General features: G+C 71.7%; 13 protein-coding genes. 9 read left to right on the forward strand and 4 right to left on the reverse strand.

Annotation, left to right across the window (positions count from 1 at the left end; all coding sequences use genetic code 11):
- Positions 1–79 precede the first annotated feature (79 nt).
- Positions 80–853, reverse strand: a complete 774-nt coding sequence (locus AB0F15_RS05825) for a CDP-alcohol phosphatidyltransferase family protein (protein ID WP_360265779.1) — start codon at positions 851–853, stop codon at positions 80–82.
- A gap of 78 nt (positions 854–931) precedes the next feature.
- Between AB0F15_RS05825 and AB0F15_RS05830 the strand changes: the two genes are divergently transcribed.
- The 6 genes from AB0F15_RS05830 to ribA are packed head-to-tail and all read left to right on the forward strand — an operon-like array spanning position 932 to position 5,890.
- Positions 932–1,891 (forward strand): zinc-binding alcohol dehydrogenase, encoded by a 960-nt coding sequence (locus AB0F15_RS05830; protein ID WP_360265782.1) that lies wholly within the window; start codon positions 932–934, stop codon positions 1,889–1,891.
- 34 nt (positions 1,892–1,925) lie between these two features.
- Entirely contained in the window at positions 1,926–2,324 is a 399-nt protein-coding gene (locus AB0F15_RS05835) for a 6-carboxytetrahydropterin synthase (RefSeq protein WP_360265791.1), read from the forward strand.
- Positions 2,321–3,388, forward strand: coding sequence for a glycosyltransferase family 4 protein (locus tag AB0F15_RS05840; protein WP_360265794.1), 1,068 nt, complete (start codon positions 2,321–2,323; stop codon positions 3,386–3,388). The genes AB0F15_RS05835 and AB0F15_RS05840 overlap by 4 nt, the downstream gene beginning before the upstream one ends.
- On the forward strand, positions 3,385–4,215 hold the full coding sequence (locus AB0F15_RS05845; RefSeq protein ID WP_360265797.1) for a class I SAM-dependent methyltransferase: 831 nt from the start codon (positions 3,385–3,387) through the stop codon (positions 4,213–4,215). The genes AB0F15_RS05840 and AB0F15_RS05845 overlap by 4 nt, the downstream gene beginning before the upstream one ends.
- Positions 4,212–5,231: a lysylphosphatidylglycerol synthase transmembrane domain-containing protein gene (locus AB0F15_RS05850; protein WP_360265800.1), complete on the forward strand. Its 1,020-nt coding sequence runs from the start codon at positions 4,212–4,214 to the stop codon at positions 5,229–5,231. The genes AB0F15_RS05845 and AB0F15_RS05850 overlap by 4 nt, the downstream gene beginning before the upstream one ends.
- Positions 5,228–5,890 (forward strand): GTP cyclohydrolase II, encoded by a 663-nt coding sequence (ribA, locus tag AB0F15_RS05855; RefSeq protein ID WP_360265803.1) that lies wholly within the window; start codon positions 5,228–5,230, stop codon positions 5,888–5,890. The genes AB0F15_RS05850 and ribA overlap by 4 nt, the downstream gene beginning before the upstream one ends.
- 41 nt (positions 5,891–5,931) lie before the next feature.
- On the opposite strand, the gene AB0F15_RS05860 is transcribed toward ribA, so the two are convergent.
- Positions 5,932–6,633, reverse strand: coding sequence for a creatininase family protein (locus AB0F15_RS05860; RefSeq protein ID WP_360265806.1), 702 nt, complete (start codon positions 6,631–6,633; stop codon positions 5,932–5,934).
- 28 nt (positions 6,634–6,661) lie between these two features.
- Between AB0F15_RS05860 and AB0F15_RS05865 the strand changes: the two genes are divergently transcribed.
- The 3 genes from AB0F15_RS05865 (at position 6,662) to AB0F15_RS05875 (ending at position 10,271) form a co-directional block, all read left to right on the forward strand.
- Positions 6,662–7,462, forward strand: coding sequence for an inositol monophosphatase family protein (locus tag AB0F15_RS05865; RefSeq protein ID WP_360265809.1), 801 nt, complete (start codon positions 6,662–6,664; stop codon positions 7,460–7,462).
- 138 nt (positions 7,463–7,600) lie between these two features.
- Positions 7,601–9,088, forward strand: a complete 1,488-nt coding sequence (locus AB0F15_RS05870; RefSeq protein ID WP_360265812.1) for a protein kinase — start codon at positions 7,601–7,603, stop codon at positions 9,086–9,088.
- A gap of 124 nt (positions 9,089–9,212) precedes the next feature.
- Positions 9,213–10,271, forward strand: coding sequence for a glycosyltransferase (locus AB0F15_RS05875; protein WP_360265814.1), 1,059 nt, complete (start codon positions 9,213–9,215; stop codon positions 10,269–10,271).
- A gap of 58 nt (positions 10,272–10,329) precedes the next feature.
- Here AB0F15_RS05875 and AB0F15_RS05880 read toward each other — a convergent pair whose 3' ends face one another.
- Together AB0F15_RS05880 and AB0F15_RS05885 are read right to left on the reverse strand one after the other, a co-directional pair.
- Entirely contained in the window at positions 10,330–12,090 is a 1,761-nt protein-coding gene (locus AB0F15_RS05880) for an ATP-binding protein (protein WP_360265817.1), read from the reverse strand.
- 111 nt (positions 12,091–12,201) lie between these two features.
- Positions 12,202–15,435, reverse strand: coding sequence for a GH92 family glycosyl hydrolase (locus AB0F15_RS05885; protein WP_360265820.1), 3,234 nt, complete (start codon positions 15,433–15,435; stop codon positions 12,202–12,204).
- Between the last annotated feature and the right edge of the window lie 76 nt (positions 15,436–15,511).

Here is a 15,511-nt window from a genome sequence, read left to right on the forward strand (position 1 = left end):
TCCCGGGTTCCGCGGGCGGTCGCGTTCGGCCCGGTAGCCGGTTCCGACATCGGGGACGGAGGCGAACGAATCGGGCCGGCTAAGCAGCCTGGTTGTGGCCGCGCCAGGCGGTGGCGTTGCCGAGGGGGCGCCGGAGGGTGGTGCGGGTGATCTCCACGATCCCGCCCGGCCGCCGCTCCGCCACCCGGTGCCGGGCCAGCCAGACGACGTCCCGGCCGAAGGACCACACCAGCGACCCCAGTGCCACGGCGACCGCGGCCAGGGTCACCGCGAAGGACAGCAGCTCCGACACCGCCGCAACCAGGACGACACCCTGGATCGCCGCCACGGTCTTGCGGGCCATGCTCGGGTACAGCGGCGCCGTCAGCCAGGGCATGGCCCACGAAGCGGCGACGAACGCGTACCGCATCAGGCCGATCGCCAGCACCCAGAGCCCGAGCGTCCGCGACACCTGCACACACAGGAGAAGGATCAGGAACGCGTCGACCTCCATGTCGAAACGCGCGCCGAACTCGGACGCCGTGCCGGTGCGGCGCGCGACCTGACCGTCGAAGCCGTCCAGGAGCAGGGCGACGGCGACGAGTCCCACCAGCCACGCGACGGGGCGGCCGCCGTCCGCGATCAGCTCCGCCGCGCAGCCGACCAGCGTCGCCCGCGCGAACGTGATCCAGTCCGCCGGGCCGAAGGCCGGCCGGCCGGCCCGCCGCAGGCCCCAGCTCGTCAGCAGAACCAGTGCCGCACCGAAAGTGAGCCCGGTCACCATCGCGATCGGGCCGAGGCCGCCTGCGACGCCCGTCGCGCCGAGCACCCACACCGGAATCGCGGCCCGTAGGAAAAGTCCCTGCTTGATCATCGTCACTCCGCGAATCGGCACGGCTGCTCATAAGGTGGCGGCGACACCAGCCTCCGGTCGCCTGCTGAGGAGAAACACGTGGAACAGGCCTTCTGGGTTCAACGGCCGGGCGAAGGGGCGCTCCGGCCGGTCACCCTGCCCGCGCCCGGACCGGACGACGTGCTCGTCCGCACCCTCTACTCCGGTGTGAGCCGCGGCACCGAAACCCTCGTCTTCCGCGGCGGCGTCCCGGCGAGCCAGCACGACGTCATGCGCGCCCCCTTCCAAGAGGGTGAGTTCCCGGGCCCGGTCAAGTACGGCTACCTCAACGTCGGTGTCGTCGAGCGGGGCCCCGCGCACCTCGAAGGCAAAACCGTCTTCTGCCTCCACCCGCACCAGACCGCGTACGTCGTCCCGGCCGACGCGGTGACGCTGGTGCCGGAAGCCGTCCCGGCCGCCCGCGCGATCCTCGCCGGCACCGTCGAGACCGCGGTGAACGCCGTGTGGGACGCGCGGCCGCGGCTCGGCGACCGGATCGCCGTCATCGGCGCCGGGATGGTCGGCTGCAGCGTCGCGAAGCTCCTCACCGGCTTCCCGGCCGCGCGGGTGCAGCTGATCGACGTCGATCCGGCACGCGCCGGGATCGCCGAAGCACTGGGCGTCGACTTCTCGTCGCCCGAAGACGCGCTCGGCGACTGTGACCTCGTCGTGCACGCCAGCGCCAGCGACGCCGGGCTCGCCCGTGCGCTGGAGCTGCTCGCGCCGGCGGGGGAGGTCGTCGAGATGTCGTGGTACGGCGACCGCCGGGTGAGCGTTCCGCTCGGCGAGAACTTCCATTCGCGGCGGCTGGTGATCCGCAGCAGCCAGGTCGGGACGGTCGCGCGCCCGGACCGCAGCTACGCCCAGCGCCTCGGCGTCGCCCTGGATCTGCTGGCCGATCCGGCGTTCGAAGCGCTGGTCAGCGGCGAATGCATGTTTGAAGATCTCCCTTTCGTGCTACCCCGGCTGGTCGCGAATGAACTTTCCGCCCTCTGCCTCCGTGTCATGTATCAGCCGTAATGACCACGTCCACCCGAATGCCTCGGAGGTCTTGGTGTTCAGCATCACCGTCCGTGACCATGTGATGGTCGCCCACAGCTTCCGCGGGGAAGTGTTCGGCCCCGCGCAACGTCTGCACGGCGCGACCTTCGTGGTGGATGCGACCTTCCGCCGGGCCGAGCTCGACGACGACAACATCGTCGTCGACATCGGCAAGGCCACGGAAGAGCTCGGGGCGGTGCTCAGCGACCTGAACTACCGCAACCTCGACGAGGAGCCCCAGTTCAAGGGGATCAACACCTCGACCGAGTTCCTCGCGAAGGTCATCGCCGACCGCCTCGCCGACGCCGTCCACGCCGGACGCCTCGGCGAAGGCGCGCGCGGCCTCGACGGGATCGCCGTCGCGCTCCACGAGTCGCACGTCGCCTGGGCGAGTTACGAGCGTGCCCTGTGAACAGCCTGTACGTGATCCTCCCCGGGGACGTCGACGACGCGTCCGTCCCCAGCGGCGGCAACACCTACGACCGCCGGATGTGCGACCGGCTCGCCGCCGCCGGTCTGGACGTGCACGAGATCGCCGTATCCGGCAGCTGGCCGCGGCCGGACACCGAGGCCCGCGCGGTCCTCGGCCACCTGCTGTCCGCGCTGCCCACGGGCGCGGCCGTGCTGCTCGACGGCCTGGTCGCGTGCGGCGTGCCCGAGGTCGTGGTCCCGCAGGCGCGGCGGCTTTCGCTGTCGGTGCTGGTGCACCTGCCGCTGGCCGACGAGACCGGCCTGCCGCCCGCGCTCGCCGCGGAGCTCGACGCGCTGGAGCGGGAGACGCTGCGGGCGGCCGGCTCGGTCGTCGCGACCAGCGAGTGGGCCGCGCGCCGCCTGATCAGCCACCACGGCCTGGCTCCGCACCGCGTCCACTCGGTGACGCCGGGCGTCGACCCGGCGCCGCTGGCCATCGGCACCGACGGCGTGTCCCGCCTGGTCTGCGTCGCGAACGTGACCCCCCGCAAGGGGCAGGGCGTGCTCGCCCAGGCCCTCGAGACCGTCGCGGATCTGCGCTGGACCTGCGAATGCGTCGGCGGCATCCGCCGCGAGACCAAGTACGTCGAGCGGTTGCGCGAGCACCGGCTGGGCGCCCGCTTCACGCTGACCGGCCCGCGCACCGGCCCGGCGCTCGCCGCGACCTACCACACCGCCGACCTCGTCGTGCTGCCTTCGCGCGCGGAAACCTTCGGCATGGTCGTCACCGAGGCCCTCGCCCACGGCGTGCCGGTCCTGACCACCGACGTCGACGCGCTGCCCGACACCCTCGGCGTCGCGCCGGACGGTTCGGTGCCCGGGATGCTCGTGCCCGGTGACGACGTCGAAGCGCTCGGCGCCGCCCTGCGCCGCTGGCTCACCGAGCCGGCGTTGCGGACGCGGCTGCGTGCGTCGGCGAGGCTGCGCCGCGAGAGCCTGACCGGCTGGGACGAGACCGCCCGCCGGATCGCCGGCATCCTGCAGCGGCAGGAGGCGGTGGCATGACCGCGTTCGCGCCGGACTGGCTCTACCTGCGTGAACCCGCGGACGCCGCGGCTCGCGCCACCGAGCTCCTCGAACCCCTGCGGGAGCAGCTGCCGCCCGGCGGGGAGCTCGTCGTCCGCGACCTCGGCTGCGGGACCGGCTCGCTCGGCCGCTGGCTGGCCGCCCGGCTGCCCGGCACCCAGCGCTGGATCCTGCACGACCACGACACCGACCTGCTCACCCACGCCCGCGGCTCCCTGCCGGCCACCGCGCTCGACGGCAGCCCGGTCACCGCCGTCGCCGAGCAGCGCGACATCACCGCGCTGCGGGCCGCGGACCTCGCCGGGACGTCGCTGGTCACCGCGTCCGCGCTGCTCGACCTGCTGACCGAAGCCGAGGTCACCGCGCTGGCCACGGCGATCGTCGAAGCGGGCTGCGCCGCGCTGTTCGTGCTCTCCGTGACCGGCCGGGTGGACCTCTCGCCCGCCGACCCGCTGGACGACGAGGTCACCGCCGCGTTCAACGCCCACCAGCGCCGGACCACGGGCGGCAGGCAGCTGCTCGGCCCGGACGCGGTGGACGTCGCCGCGGCCGCGTTCCGCAGGCTCGGCGCCACGGTCGTCCGCGCCGGCAGCGCCTGGCAGCTCGGCCCGGACGAGGCCGAACTGCAGCGGCAGTGGCTCGAAGGCTGGGTCGGCGCCGCCGTCGAGCAGCGCCCGGACCTGCGCCCCGCCGCCGACGGCTACCTGCGGCGGCGGCTGGACCTGGCCCAGGCCGGCGAGCTGCACGCGGTGGTCCAGCACGGCGACCTGCTGGTCCTGCCGCCGAGCTCGGGAGCGGTGGCGTGAAGCGCGCACTGGCCTGGCTGCGGATCCTCGGCGCCGCCGGCATCCTCGCCGTCCTGGTCTGGCAGCTCGGCAGCGCCGCCTTCCTCGACGGGCTCGGCCGGATCAGCGCCGTCGGCGTCCTGGCCGCGCTCGGCATCGGCTTCGCGACGACGCTGTTCAGCGCGGGCCGCTGGCAGATCGTCGCCACCCGGCTCGGCCTGCGGCTTTCCCTGCGCACCGCCGTCGCCGACTACTACCGCGCGCTGTTCCTCAACGGCGTGCTGCCCGCCGGTGTCCTCGGTGACGTCCACCGCGCGGTGCAGCACGGCCGCGACAGCGGAGACGTGCCGCGCGGCGTGCGGGCCGTCGTCCTGGAACGCACCGCGGGCCAGATCGTGCTGGTCGGGGCCGCGGTCACCGTCGTGCTGGCGTCGCCGGGGGTCGTGCCGGACGCGTTCCGCGAGGTCGTCGTGGTCGCCGGGGTGGTACTCGTGCTGGCCGCCGTTGCCGCGCTGGTCGTCGGCCGCCTGCTCGGCGGGCGCTGGATCCACAGCCCGTCGAAGTGGCGCCGCGGCTTCGCCGTCACCCTCGCCGACCTGCGGCTCGGCCTCTTCAGCCGCGAGACCTGGCCCGGCGTGGGCTTCCTGTCGGCCGCGACGCTGGCCGGGCACTTGACGCTGTTCGTCGTCGCCGCCCGCGTCGCCGGGGTGGCCGCGCCGGTGGGGCAGCTGGTGCCCCTGATGGTCCTCGCGCTGCTCGCGATGGGGCTCCCGCTCAACGTCGGCGGCTTCGGCCCGCGCGAGGGCGTCTGCGCCCTGCTCTTCGGCGCGGCCGGTCTGGGAGCCGCCCAAGGTGTCACCGTCGCTGTGGTCTACGGCGTGCTCACGCTGGTCGCGAGCCTGCCCGGCGCCGGTGTCCTGCTCGTCCGGAGCGTCGCCGGGTTCCGCGAGACCCGCGCTCCGCACACCGGTGTCGTGCCCGCTCCGCGCACGGCGGCCGACACCGGGATCGAATCGGAAGTGGGGTTGAAGTCATGACCGCAAGTGACGTCAGTGATCTTGCCGGGGGTCTACCGCGCCGGGCCGTGGTCGAGCGGGTCGTCGAAACCCGGCTGCCGACCCGGCACGGGACGTTCCGCGCGGTCGGGTACCTCGACCGCACCGGCACCGAGCAGGTCGCGCTGGTGTACGGCGAGATCGGCCCGCTCGGCACCCTGGCCAGGGTGCACAGCGAATGCCTGACCGGGGACGTCTTCGGCTCGACGCACTGCGAGTGCGGCGACCAGCTGGCGGTGGCGCTGGACCGGATCGTCGAGGAGGGCTCGGGCGTGCTGGTCTACGTCCAGGGCCACGAGGGCCGCGGGATCGGCCTGCTCGCGAAGCTCGAGGCGATGCGGCTGCAGCAGGACGAGGGCCTCGACACGGTCGACGCGAACGTGGCACAGGGCCTCCCGGTCGACGCCCGCGACTACCACGCGGCGGCGGGCATCCTCCAGGACCTGGGGGTCCGGTCGGTGCGCCTGCTGTCGAACAACCCGGCGAAGGTCGAACAGCTCACGCGCTACGGAATCCGGATCAGCGAGCAGGTTCCGCTGCTCGTTCCGCCGAATCCGGAGAACCTGCGGTACCTGCGGACCAAGGCCGAGCGGATGGCCCACCTGCTGCCGCACCTCGGCCAGGCGTTCGCCGGCTCCTGACCCTCGTGAGTGGCAATTCGGGTTGGAACCCTCATTGCCACTCACGACAAGCCCAGCACCTCGAGCACCCCGGAGAAGCGCTGGACCAGCGTGTCCAGCACGACGTGCCCCTTGGCCGCACTGGCCAGCGAAGGACGGCCGAGCACCCCCGACTCCGTGTACGCCCGCAGGCCCAGCGTCAGCAGGTGGTCCCGGTCGGCGACGTGGTCGGCCGTCTCGTGACCCGGCCGGACCAGGTGCGGGTGGGCGTGCAGCAGGATCGACGTCTCCAGCTCGCCCGCGTGCATGTCGTCGTCCAGTGACGTCCGCAGGCCGGCCGCGGTGTGGGCCGCCTGCCAGTCCGCGACGCCGGGGAACAGCGCCATCGTGCCGGCGGCTTCCTGGACCACATTGGACAGTACGTAGTTGCCGCCGTGCCCGTTGACCAGCACGAGCCGGTCCACCCCGGACGCTCGCAGTGACGCGGCGATGTCGGTGACCACGGCGTGCAGCGTGCGCGCCGAGATGCTCACGGTGCCCGCCCACCCGGCGTGTTCGTGCGAGCACGAGATCGTGAGCGGCGGCAGGTGGAGGACGGGGTGGGCGTCGGCGAGGGCCTTGGCGAGCGTGGCCGCGATCACCGTGTCGGTCACCAGCGGGAGGTGCGCGCCGTGCTGCTCGAAGCTGCCGATCGGCAGCACCGCCACCGACGCCCGCCGCTCCTGCTCGTCGACGGTGGTGGCGAGCGGGAACAGATCGGTCATGGACGCGTCCCTTCTCTATGTTGGTGGCATGACCGAGCATGCCGCACTACTGGACGTCGCGCGCGAAGCCGTGGCGAAGGCGACGGAGATCGTCAGGTCGCGCCCGAGTTTTTCCGTTTCCGCGAAAGGCGATCGCGACCTGGTGACCGACGTCGACACCGCCGTCGAGGACGCGCTGCGGGAGTTCCTCACCGCCGAGACGCCGGAGATCGGCATCCTCGGAGAAGAGCGCGGCCGCAGCGGTGCCGCGGGCGGCCGCTGGTGGGCCCTCGACCCGATCGACGGAACGGCGAACTTCGCGCGCGGAATTCCGCTCTGCGGGATTTCCCTGGCGCTGGTGGAGGGCGAGCACAGCACGGTCGCGGCGATCGCGCTGCCGTACCTCGGTGTCACGTACACGGCCTTGCGTGGTGAAGGCACCTTCGCGAACGGAGAGCGCGTCGGCGCGTCCACCGCGACGGAGATGTCGGACGCCATGATCGCCGTCGGCGACTTCGCGATCGGCGAGCTCGCCGAGGAGAAGAACCGCGCCCGGCTGACGCTGCTGTCGGACCTCGGCGCGCGGGCGCAGAAGATCAGGATGCTCGGCACCGCGGCGATCGACCTCGCCTGGGTCGCCGACGGAAAGCTCGACGCCGCACTGATCTTGTCCAACAACCCGTGGGACACCATGGCCGGCGTGCTGCTGGTGCGCGAGGCCGGTGGCGTCGTCGTCGACCGCGACGGCAGCGAGCACACGGTCGGTTCCGCGGCGACCATCGCCGTCGGCGCCGGGCTGCGCAAGGAGATCGTGGACGCACTTGATCGGGCATACGGGGTTGTTCGTTAGGATTCCTGGGTACACCGTGGGCGGCGCCACAGCGCACTTTTGCGCTGTCCACGCAAGGATTTCGGTTACGTTGGTACCGGTCGGCCGCGCAGGCTGGCATGCTGACCGGATCTCGTCGGCCGCTTCGGAGAATGGTGGATGCTCGTGGAAAGTCGCCGGATCCGCGATCGGTACCGGCTGATCGAGCCGGTCGGCGGCGGCGCGATGGGCACGGTGTGGCGGGCCCAGGACGAGAAGCTCGACCGCACTGTGGCGATCAAGGAACTCCTGCTGCCGCACGACCACGACGAGCACCGCACCGAGGAGGCGAAGAACCGCGCCATGCGCGAGGCGCGGATCGCCGCCCGGTTGCAGCATTCCCACGCGATCACCGTGTTCGCCGTCCTCGAGGAGGAGGACCGGCCGTGGCTGGTGATGGAGTACCTGCCGTCGAAGAGCTTGGCCGTCGTGCTCGGCGAGGAGCCGGCCACGGTGGACGACGCCATCCGGATCGGCGCGCAGATCAGCTCGGCGCTGGCCGGCGCGCACCGCGTCGGGATCGTGCACCGCGACGTGAAGCCGGCCAACATCCTGGTCTCCGAGGACGGCACGGCGAAGATCACCGACTTCGGCATCTCGCGCGCGATCGGTGACGTCAAGCTGACGGCCACCGGCGAGATCGCCGGCACGCCCGCGTACCTCGCGCCCGAGGTGGCCCGTGGCGAGGACGCGGACTTCGCCGCCGACGTCTTCTCGCTCGGCGCCACGCTGTACGCCGCCGTCGAGGGCCAGTCGCCCTACGGCGTCGCCGACAACCCGATCGCGTTGCTCTACAAGGCGTCCAGCGGCGAGACCGTCCCGCCGGAGAAGGCGGGCCGGCTGACGCCGCTGCTGCTGCGGATGCTCGCCGGCGAGCCGGCCGAGCGCCCTTCGATGGACGAGGTCGAGCAGGAGCTGGTGGCGCTGCTGGGCGACGCCGAGCCGGGGGATTCGGTGCTCGCGGCGACGGTGCCCGGAACCGAGGCGCCGGCGGTGCCGACCGTGCCGGCCGCGGTCACCGTGCCGACGGGGGAGGTCACCGCGGTGTCCCCGGGCGCGCGCAAGGGCCTGATCGCCGTCGGAGCGGGGGCGGCGCTGCTGTGCGTCGCGGTCGTCGTGGCGATCCTGCTGGTCGTGCGGCAGAAGGCCCCGCAGGACACCGCCGCCCCGCCGGTGACGTCGCCGTCGCCGTCCACCTCGGCCTCGCCGACGCCGTCGTCGGCCACGCCCACGCCGTCGTCTTCCCCTTCGCCGACGCCGCCGACCTCGGCGTCCTCAGCTCCGCCCACCTCGCCGACGATCTCGACCGTGGCTTCGTCGAAGTCCGCCGTCGAGGCGCTCACCGCCTATTACGGATTGCTGCCGGGCAACCCGGCGGCGGCGTGGAACCTGCTCACCCCCCGCTTCAAGGCTTCCCGCAGCCAGACGTACGAGACGTACAAGAGCTTCTGGGGCAAGTACAAGCAGGTGAACGTGAGCAATCCTCGCGAGGTCGGACCCAACCGGGTGACCGCGACCGTCCTCTACGACGGCGGGAAGCCCGAGAACGACACCTTCACCCTGGTTCAGGTGGGCGGCATCTGGATGATCGACTCGCAGAGCACCTGAACCTTCGCGGCCCGGCGTGCGTGTGACGTATGAGCCGTCACCGCCGTCGATCCACGCTGGAGGTAGCCGTGTCTGTTCCCGAACCCGACCTGCTCCGGCGCGCGCGGTGAGGCCCGCCGACCCGATGGTGTTCATCCTCCCGGCCGCACCGCCGGGCAGCGACACCTACGACAAGCGGATGTGCCAGAACCTGCCCGCCGTCGGGCAGCCGGTGCTGGAGCTGCCGATCGCCGGCGACTGGCCGGAGCCGGACGCGACGTCGAGACGCCGGCTGGCGCGGTCGCTCGCCGCGCTGCCGGACCGGACAGTCGTGTTGCTCGACGGCACGATCGCCTCGGGCGTGCCCGAGATCGTCGTCCCGCACGCGCGCCGGCTGCGGCTGGCCGTGCTGGTGCACCAGGCCCTCGCCGACGAGCCGGGGCTGGCTCCGGCGCACGCCGCGGAGCTGGACGCTTGCGAGCGCGAGACGCTGCGGATGGCCGGGATGGTCGTCGCGACCAGCCCGTGGCTCGCCCGGCTGCTGATCGACCGCCACGACCTGGACCCCGGCCGCGTCTACGTCGCCAAGCCCGGTACCGACGCGGCCCCGCTCGCCGCGGGCGCGGACGGCGTGTCGCGGCTGCTGTGCGTCGGCGACGTCACCCGTCGCAACGGCCACGACGTGCTGGTCCAGGCCCTCGGCGAGATCGACCACCTGGCGCTGTCGTGCGTCTTCGCCGGCTCGCTGACGGCGGACCCCGCGTTCGTCGACGAGCTCGGCTGGTCGATCGAACGGCTCGGCCTCGGCAACCGGATCACGCTGGCCGGCGACGCGGTCGACCTCGGCGCGGCCTACAACGCGGCGGACCTGCTGGTCATCCCGGCCCGCGCGGCGACGTCGGGCATGTTCGTGGCGCAGGCACTGGCCAGGGGCATCCCGGTGGTGGCGACCGAGGTGGGCGGGGTGTACGACGCACTCGGCGTCGACGCCGACGGCGAGATGCCCGGCCTCCTCGTCGAGCCGGACGACCCGTTCGCCCTCGCCGACGCGCTCCACCGCTGGTACGCCGACGCGGAGCTGCGCCGGTCACTGCGCACGGCAGCGCTGGGCCGGGGCAGCGCGCTGGAGGAGTGGGACGTCGCCGCCCGGCGGTTGACCCACGTCCTGTCGCGGCTCGCGTCGGAACCGCGGATCGTCGCTTGACGCTTGCCGGGGTGCGGAGAGTCCAACCTGGCGGAACGGTCCACCGGCGACGCGTGTTTTACATTTCGCCGTCTTCGCCCAGCGCGATCTTGCCGGTGCGGCGATACCGCGTGGCCGGGTTGCGTACGTTCTCCTCCGTGGTCTCGACGAGCCCTTCATCCCGGAGGATGCGAAGCCATCGCGCCACGGTTTGGTCGGTGAGACCGGTCGCTGTGGCCAGTTCGAGCCGAGACCGTTCCCCTTGGCGCAGGGCGTCCAGGATTTCCCGGCGGCGGTCCGCCCTCCGCGGACCGGTGATCGGTGCCGCGTCGGCAGCCGGCAGCAGAGCGGGGGCGAGCCGATAGCGCGCCCAACGCCGGTTCCCGGTCTGCACCACCAGTTCCCGGGCGATCAGATCGCGAAGCTCCTGGGTCGCCACGCGGGAGTCGACGCGGGTCTCCGTCCGGTAGGTCTGGTTGTCGAGGTGGCCGCCTTCCCGGAGGATCGCGAGGCCGACGCACTGGCTTTCCGACAGGCCGTGTTCGCCCAGCGACTTGAGCCAATCGACCGTTTCCTCCCCGAGAAGCGTGTGGTTGGGAAAGGTGACGCTGAACGTGCTCACGCGGTTCTTGAACTCCGGCAGGCTCATGCGTGCCGCGCGAAGTGCGTTGATCATCGTCCGGATCCCGGAACCGCGGTTTTCGCAGATCGCCTGGGTGCCTCCCGGCAGTGGCACGTCCTCGAGGACGCGGAGGAGGCCGGCGTTCCGCGCCGAAGAGATGCCTTCCTCGCCGAGCCTGTCTTCCGTCACCGGCCCGAACAGCCCTCCGGGATTCCGGACGGTAAGCCGATCGGGGTACATCTCGACCTGCACCTGCGTGCCCCGCGCCTCGGGCGAGAGGTCGCGGTGGACGAGCGCGTTCACGATGGCCTCGCGTAGGGCGGCCTCGGGGTATTGCCAGATGTCCGCGCGTCCCGCTCCGTGCACAACCGATCGGCGTGTCATGTTCTTCCGCACGACGAGGAGCGCGTCGCGGACGATGACGGGTATCGGTCCCTCGGCGACGACGTTGTCCACGAAGCGCTCGCCTGTCGTGGTGTCGGCGCCGTCCGTCGTCGGGTAGTGGACGAAGGTCAACATCAGCTGCGGGAAGTGTTCCTGCGGGTAGCTGCCGAGGGCAAGCAGACCGCCCACGCTGGCGACGTCGGCGCCGTTCTCGTCCCTGACCAAAGCTTTCGCCCGCCGCAGGGCGGAGACGGCATCGAGTTCGCTGAACGCATAGGGACGACGTGTGCGGAGCCTGGCCAGGAACGCTGTCACCAAGGCGGCGTCGAAATCGGCAGGGCCGGTCCCGGGGACCGGGGCCTCGTCTTCGCGGGGCTGCCCCCGGTTGGCCAGCAGGAGCTGGACTTCGTAGCTCGTGAGCTTTCGATCTCCGTCACCGACTCGGACGAAGCACCCCTGGCTCATCCCGGCGCCGCGGCTGAAGCAGGGCTTGCGATGGGCGGGCAGTTCCGGGATTTCGGCGACCAGGACCGTCACGTCTTCGAAGTCGTGGATGCCGATGTGGGGCCGCAGGGGCGGTTCGATGTCGGCCGCGCACATGGCGGCGAGGTCGGACGACATCTTCGCCGGGTCGGAGAGGCCGGTCGCCGTGAAGCCCGACCGCTCGTCCAGACCGAGGATGAGGGTGCCACCTCGGGTGTTCGCGAACGCCACCAGTGTTTCGCGCGCCGAGCGCGGGAGCCCGCCCTCGGCCTTCTTGACTTCGACGTCGGAGACGTCGCTGCCGACAAGCCGGAGGTTTTCGACGATCTCGGCGAGCTCCTCTTCGTGCACCTTTGCTCCGTCACCCCGGTGACATGCTAGTTGACATGCTAGTTGACATGCTAGTTAGCATGCTACCGCGGGTGACGGAGCGACACTCACAGTGTCAGGCGAACCGGACCGTCACACCAGGGTGAGCGCGTAGATCTCCACCCGCGGATCGTTCGGCAGGCTCACCGACTGCACGGTCTTCCCGCCGTCCAGCCCGGCCGAAATCCCGAACAGCCGGACCGGCGGCCCATCGACGCCGCTGCCGGCCTTGATCCGGTGCGGCATCTCGAGCACCACCGGACTTCCCGACCCGGCCCAGTCACCGAACGTCAGTGCCAGGTCGGCGCTCGTGCCGTCCGTGTAGTGCGCCGTCACCGTTGTCGACACCGGGCCGTTGTGCGACGCCCCGACCAGCTTCAACGCCGTGTGCTGCCCGGCCGGGAGCAGCAGCGACTGCCCACGGGCCTCCACGAAGTTGGGCGTAGTCCCCGAAGCGTCCGGAGCCGCGTACGTGACGCCGTCCCAGACCACCGGGCCCGCCGCCGGGAGCAGGGCCGCGTCGTAGCTCCAGCCGCCGCCGTCGAAGTTGCCCTCGGTGGACGCCGTCACCGTCGCCGTGCCGTCGTGGTTGCGGTCGCGAGCCAGGTCGACCGCGCACTGCGTTCCCGCGGGGACGCACACCGACGGTGTCCGGACCTCGACCGTCGCCGAGCGCGTCACGGTGTTCGCGCCCAGCCCGGACACCTTGACCTGCACCGGGTACGTCCCGAGCGCCGCGCCCGCCGGCACGTTCACCGTGATCGGCACCGTCTGCTGCACCGGCAGCCGCCCGGACCAGATGAGCTGCACCGGCTGCACCTGGGCCTTCCACGGTGCCGTGACCGAAACCGTCACCGGCTGCAGCACCGGGTTCTGCGCCAGGACGTCCAGGTCGAGGTGGACCTGCTGCGCCGCACCCCCGGGGATCACCACCGACGTCTGCCGCAGCGACGCGTCCACGTGGCGTCGCAGGTCGCCCACGGCGTTGTTCACCGAAGGCGGCGCCGCGGCGGCGGACGTGCCCCACGAAGACGGCTTCGACCCGAGCTTGTGCGAAAGCGTTCCGCCGTGCGCCAGCGCGGACCAGTCCAGCGACGTCTTCCGGACGTCGCGGCCGTTGAGCGACACGCTCTGGATGTACCGGTTCGCGTCGCTCGCCCCCGGCGCCGACACCGTCAGCGTGCCGCCCTGCGCGGAGCCGTACTGTCCGATCCGGACGGTCGCCGACTCGAACTGCGGGCTCGACACCGCGAGGAAGTTCGCACCGCTCATCGTGGGGTACAGCCCGAGCGACGAGAAGACGTACCAGGCCGACATGGTGCCGAGGTCGTCGTTGCCGGTCATGCCGTCGGGCCCGGTGGTGAACAGCGTCATCGCCGCACGGACGACGGTCGCGGTCTTCGCCGGCGCGCCGACCCAGTTGTACATGTACGGCGCGAGCAGGTCGGGCTCGTTGTTCGGGTTGTAGGTCGCCTTGCCGTAGTAGTCGTACGGGCTGGCGATCCAGTCCTTTCGCGCGGTGCCGGCGGGGTCCTTCAGCAGGTTGCCGTAGGCGAAGAAGGAATCCAGGCGCTGCTCGGTCGACGGCCTGCCGCCCATCAACGAGACGAGCCCGGCCGGGTCCTGCGGCACGAGCCACTGGTACTGGTAGGCGCCGCCCTCGTGGAACTGGTGGTCGGCGTCGATCGGGTTGTACGGCGTGAGGAAGGTGCCTTCGGTGGTGCGCGGGCGGAACTGCCGGATCGAGGAGTCCCAGAGGTTCTTGTACCACTGGCCGCGGTCGGCGAACATCCGCGCGTCGGCCTGGTGGCCCAGACCACGCGCCATCAGCGCGAGCGCCGCGTCGGCCGCCGAGTACTCCATGGTCGCCGACGCCGGGTGCTCGCAGTCGTTGTCGCCGCCCTTGGCCGCGCAGTCCTTGCCCAGTTCGAGCCCGCTCGGGATGTACCCGCGCTCGTTGTAGTGGTTGACGCCGGAGCGGCCGTTGTACGGCGAGTCCGCCGGTGGCGTGCTCGTCGCGTTCTTCTTGAGCAGCGCGTACGCCTCTTCTTCGTGCCCGGCGAGCAGGCCCTTCGACCACGCCTCGACGAGGAACGGCGTCACCGGGTCGCCGGTCATGATGTTCGTTTCGCTTTCGGCCAGCGCCCAGCGCGGCAGCCACCCGCCGTCCCGCCCGATGGCGACGACCGACAGCGCGACGTCCCGCGCGACCTGCGGTTCCAGCATCTCGAGCAGCTGGTTCTGCGGCCGGTAGGTGTCCCACAGCGAGAAGTTCTGGTACGGCGTGTACCCACTCGCCGCGTGCACCTTGCCGTCGAAGCCGGTGTACGCGCCGTCGGTGTCGCCGGCCAGGTTCGGGTGCAGCTGCGCGTGGTAGAGCGCGGTGTAGAACGCCGTCTGCCGCTCGGTGGTGCCGCCGGCGATCTTGATCGCGCCGAGCCGGTCCACCCACTGCTGGTGCAGCGCCGCACGCGTGGCGTCGAAGTCGTAGTTCGACGTCTCCGCCGCGAGGTTCTTCCGCGCGCCGTCGAGGCCGGTGTAGGAGAGGCCGACCTTGAGCACGACGTCGTGGTCGGTGGTCGCGTCGAAGCTCGCCCAGGCGCCGTTGCCGCCGGTGCCCGCGGCGTCGCGGCTGCCGGGCGTGCGCGTCGAATCGCGCCAGGTGCCGAACGAGCTGAACGGGCGGTCGAAGGTGGCGGTGAAGTAGACGGTGTGTTCGTCGTGCCCGGCGCAGAACCCGCCGGCTTTCACCCGCCCTTCGAGCGTCCGGTCGCCGACCACGTGGATCTCGGAGTCCTTGACGGACTGGTTGGCCTGGCCGGTGTTGAACAGGACGTTCGCGGCCCCGGTCGACGGGAAGGTGTAGCGCTGCCACCCGGTGCGCGCGGTCGCCGTCAGCTCGGCGTTGATCCCGTACTTCTTGAGGCCGACGCGGTAGTAGCCGGGCTCGGCGTGCTCGTCGTCGTGGCGGTACTCGGACTTGTAGGCGTTCTTGTCAACGTTGTCCACGGCGCCGGTGGTCGGCATGATCGGCAGCTCGCCCATGACGCCGCAGCCGACGCCGGACAGGTGCGTCTGGCTGAAGCCGTAGATCGCGTTCTGCAGGTAGTCGTAGCCGCCCTGCCCGCCGGTGTCCGGGCTGACCTGCACCATCCCGAACGGCGCGCTGGCGCCGGGGAAGGTGTTGCCGAAGTTCTGCGTGCCGACGAACGGGTTGACCAGGCCGACCGGGTCGACCGCGGCCTCGGCGTGTGCGGTGGGCTGGATCGTGGCGGCGACCACGAGCCCGACGGCTGCGGCGGCCAGCCGTCTGCTTTGCGACCCCATGGGCGCACCTCCCGGGTGACAACGTTGTCAAGAGCCAACTGTCCAGCAGCTTTTCACATCGACGGGCTTTTGAGAA

Source organism: Amycolatopsis sp. NPDC026612 (genome assembly GCF_040638285.1).
Lineage (GTDB): Bacteria > Actinomycetota > Actinomycetes > Mycobacteriales > Pseudonocardiaceae > Amycolatopsis.

Excerpts from the sequence above, each read along its gene's own strand:
- AB0F15_RS05825 (WP_360265779.1), bottom strand. The coding sequence starts at position 853 with ATGATCAAGCAGGGACTTTTCCTACGGGCCGCGATTCCGGTGTGGGTG.
- AB0F15_RS05845 (WP_360265797.1), top strand. The coding sequence starts at position 3,385 with ATGACCGCGTTCGCGCCGGACTGGCTCTACCTGCGTGAACCCGCGGAC.
- ribA (WP_360265803.1), top strand. The coding sequence starts at position 5,228 with ATGACCGCAAGTGACGTCAGTGATCTTGCCGGGGGTCTACCGCGCCGG.
- AB0F15_RS05860 (WP_360265806.1), bottom strand. The coding sequence starts at position 6,633 with ATGACCGATCTGTTCCCGCTCGCCACCACCGTCGACGAGCAGGAGCGG.
- AB0F15_RS05865 (WP_360265809.1), top strand. The coding sequence starts at position 6,662 with ATGACCGAGCATGCCGCACTACTGGACGTCGCGCGCGAAGCCGTGGCG.
- AB0F15_RS05870 (WP_360265812.1), top strand. The coding sequence starts at position 7,601 with ATGCTCGTGGAAAGTCGCCGGATCCGCGATCGGTACCGGCTGATCGAG.
- AB0F15_RS05875 (WP_360265814.1), top strand. The coding sequence starts at position 9,213 with ATGGTGTTCATCCTCCCGGCCGCACCGCCGGGCAGCGACACCTACGAC.
- AB0F15_RS05885 (WP_360265820.1), bottom strand. The coding sequence starts at position 15,435 with ATGGGGTCGCAAAGCAGACGGCTGGCCGCCGCAGCCGTCGGGCTCGTG.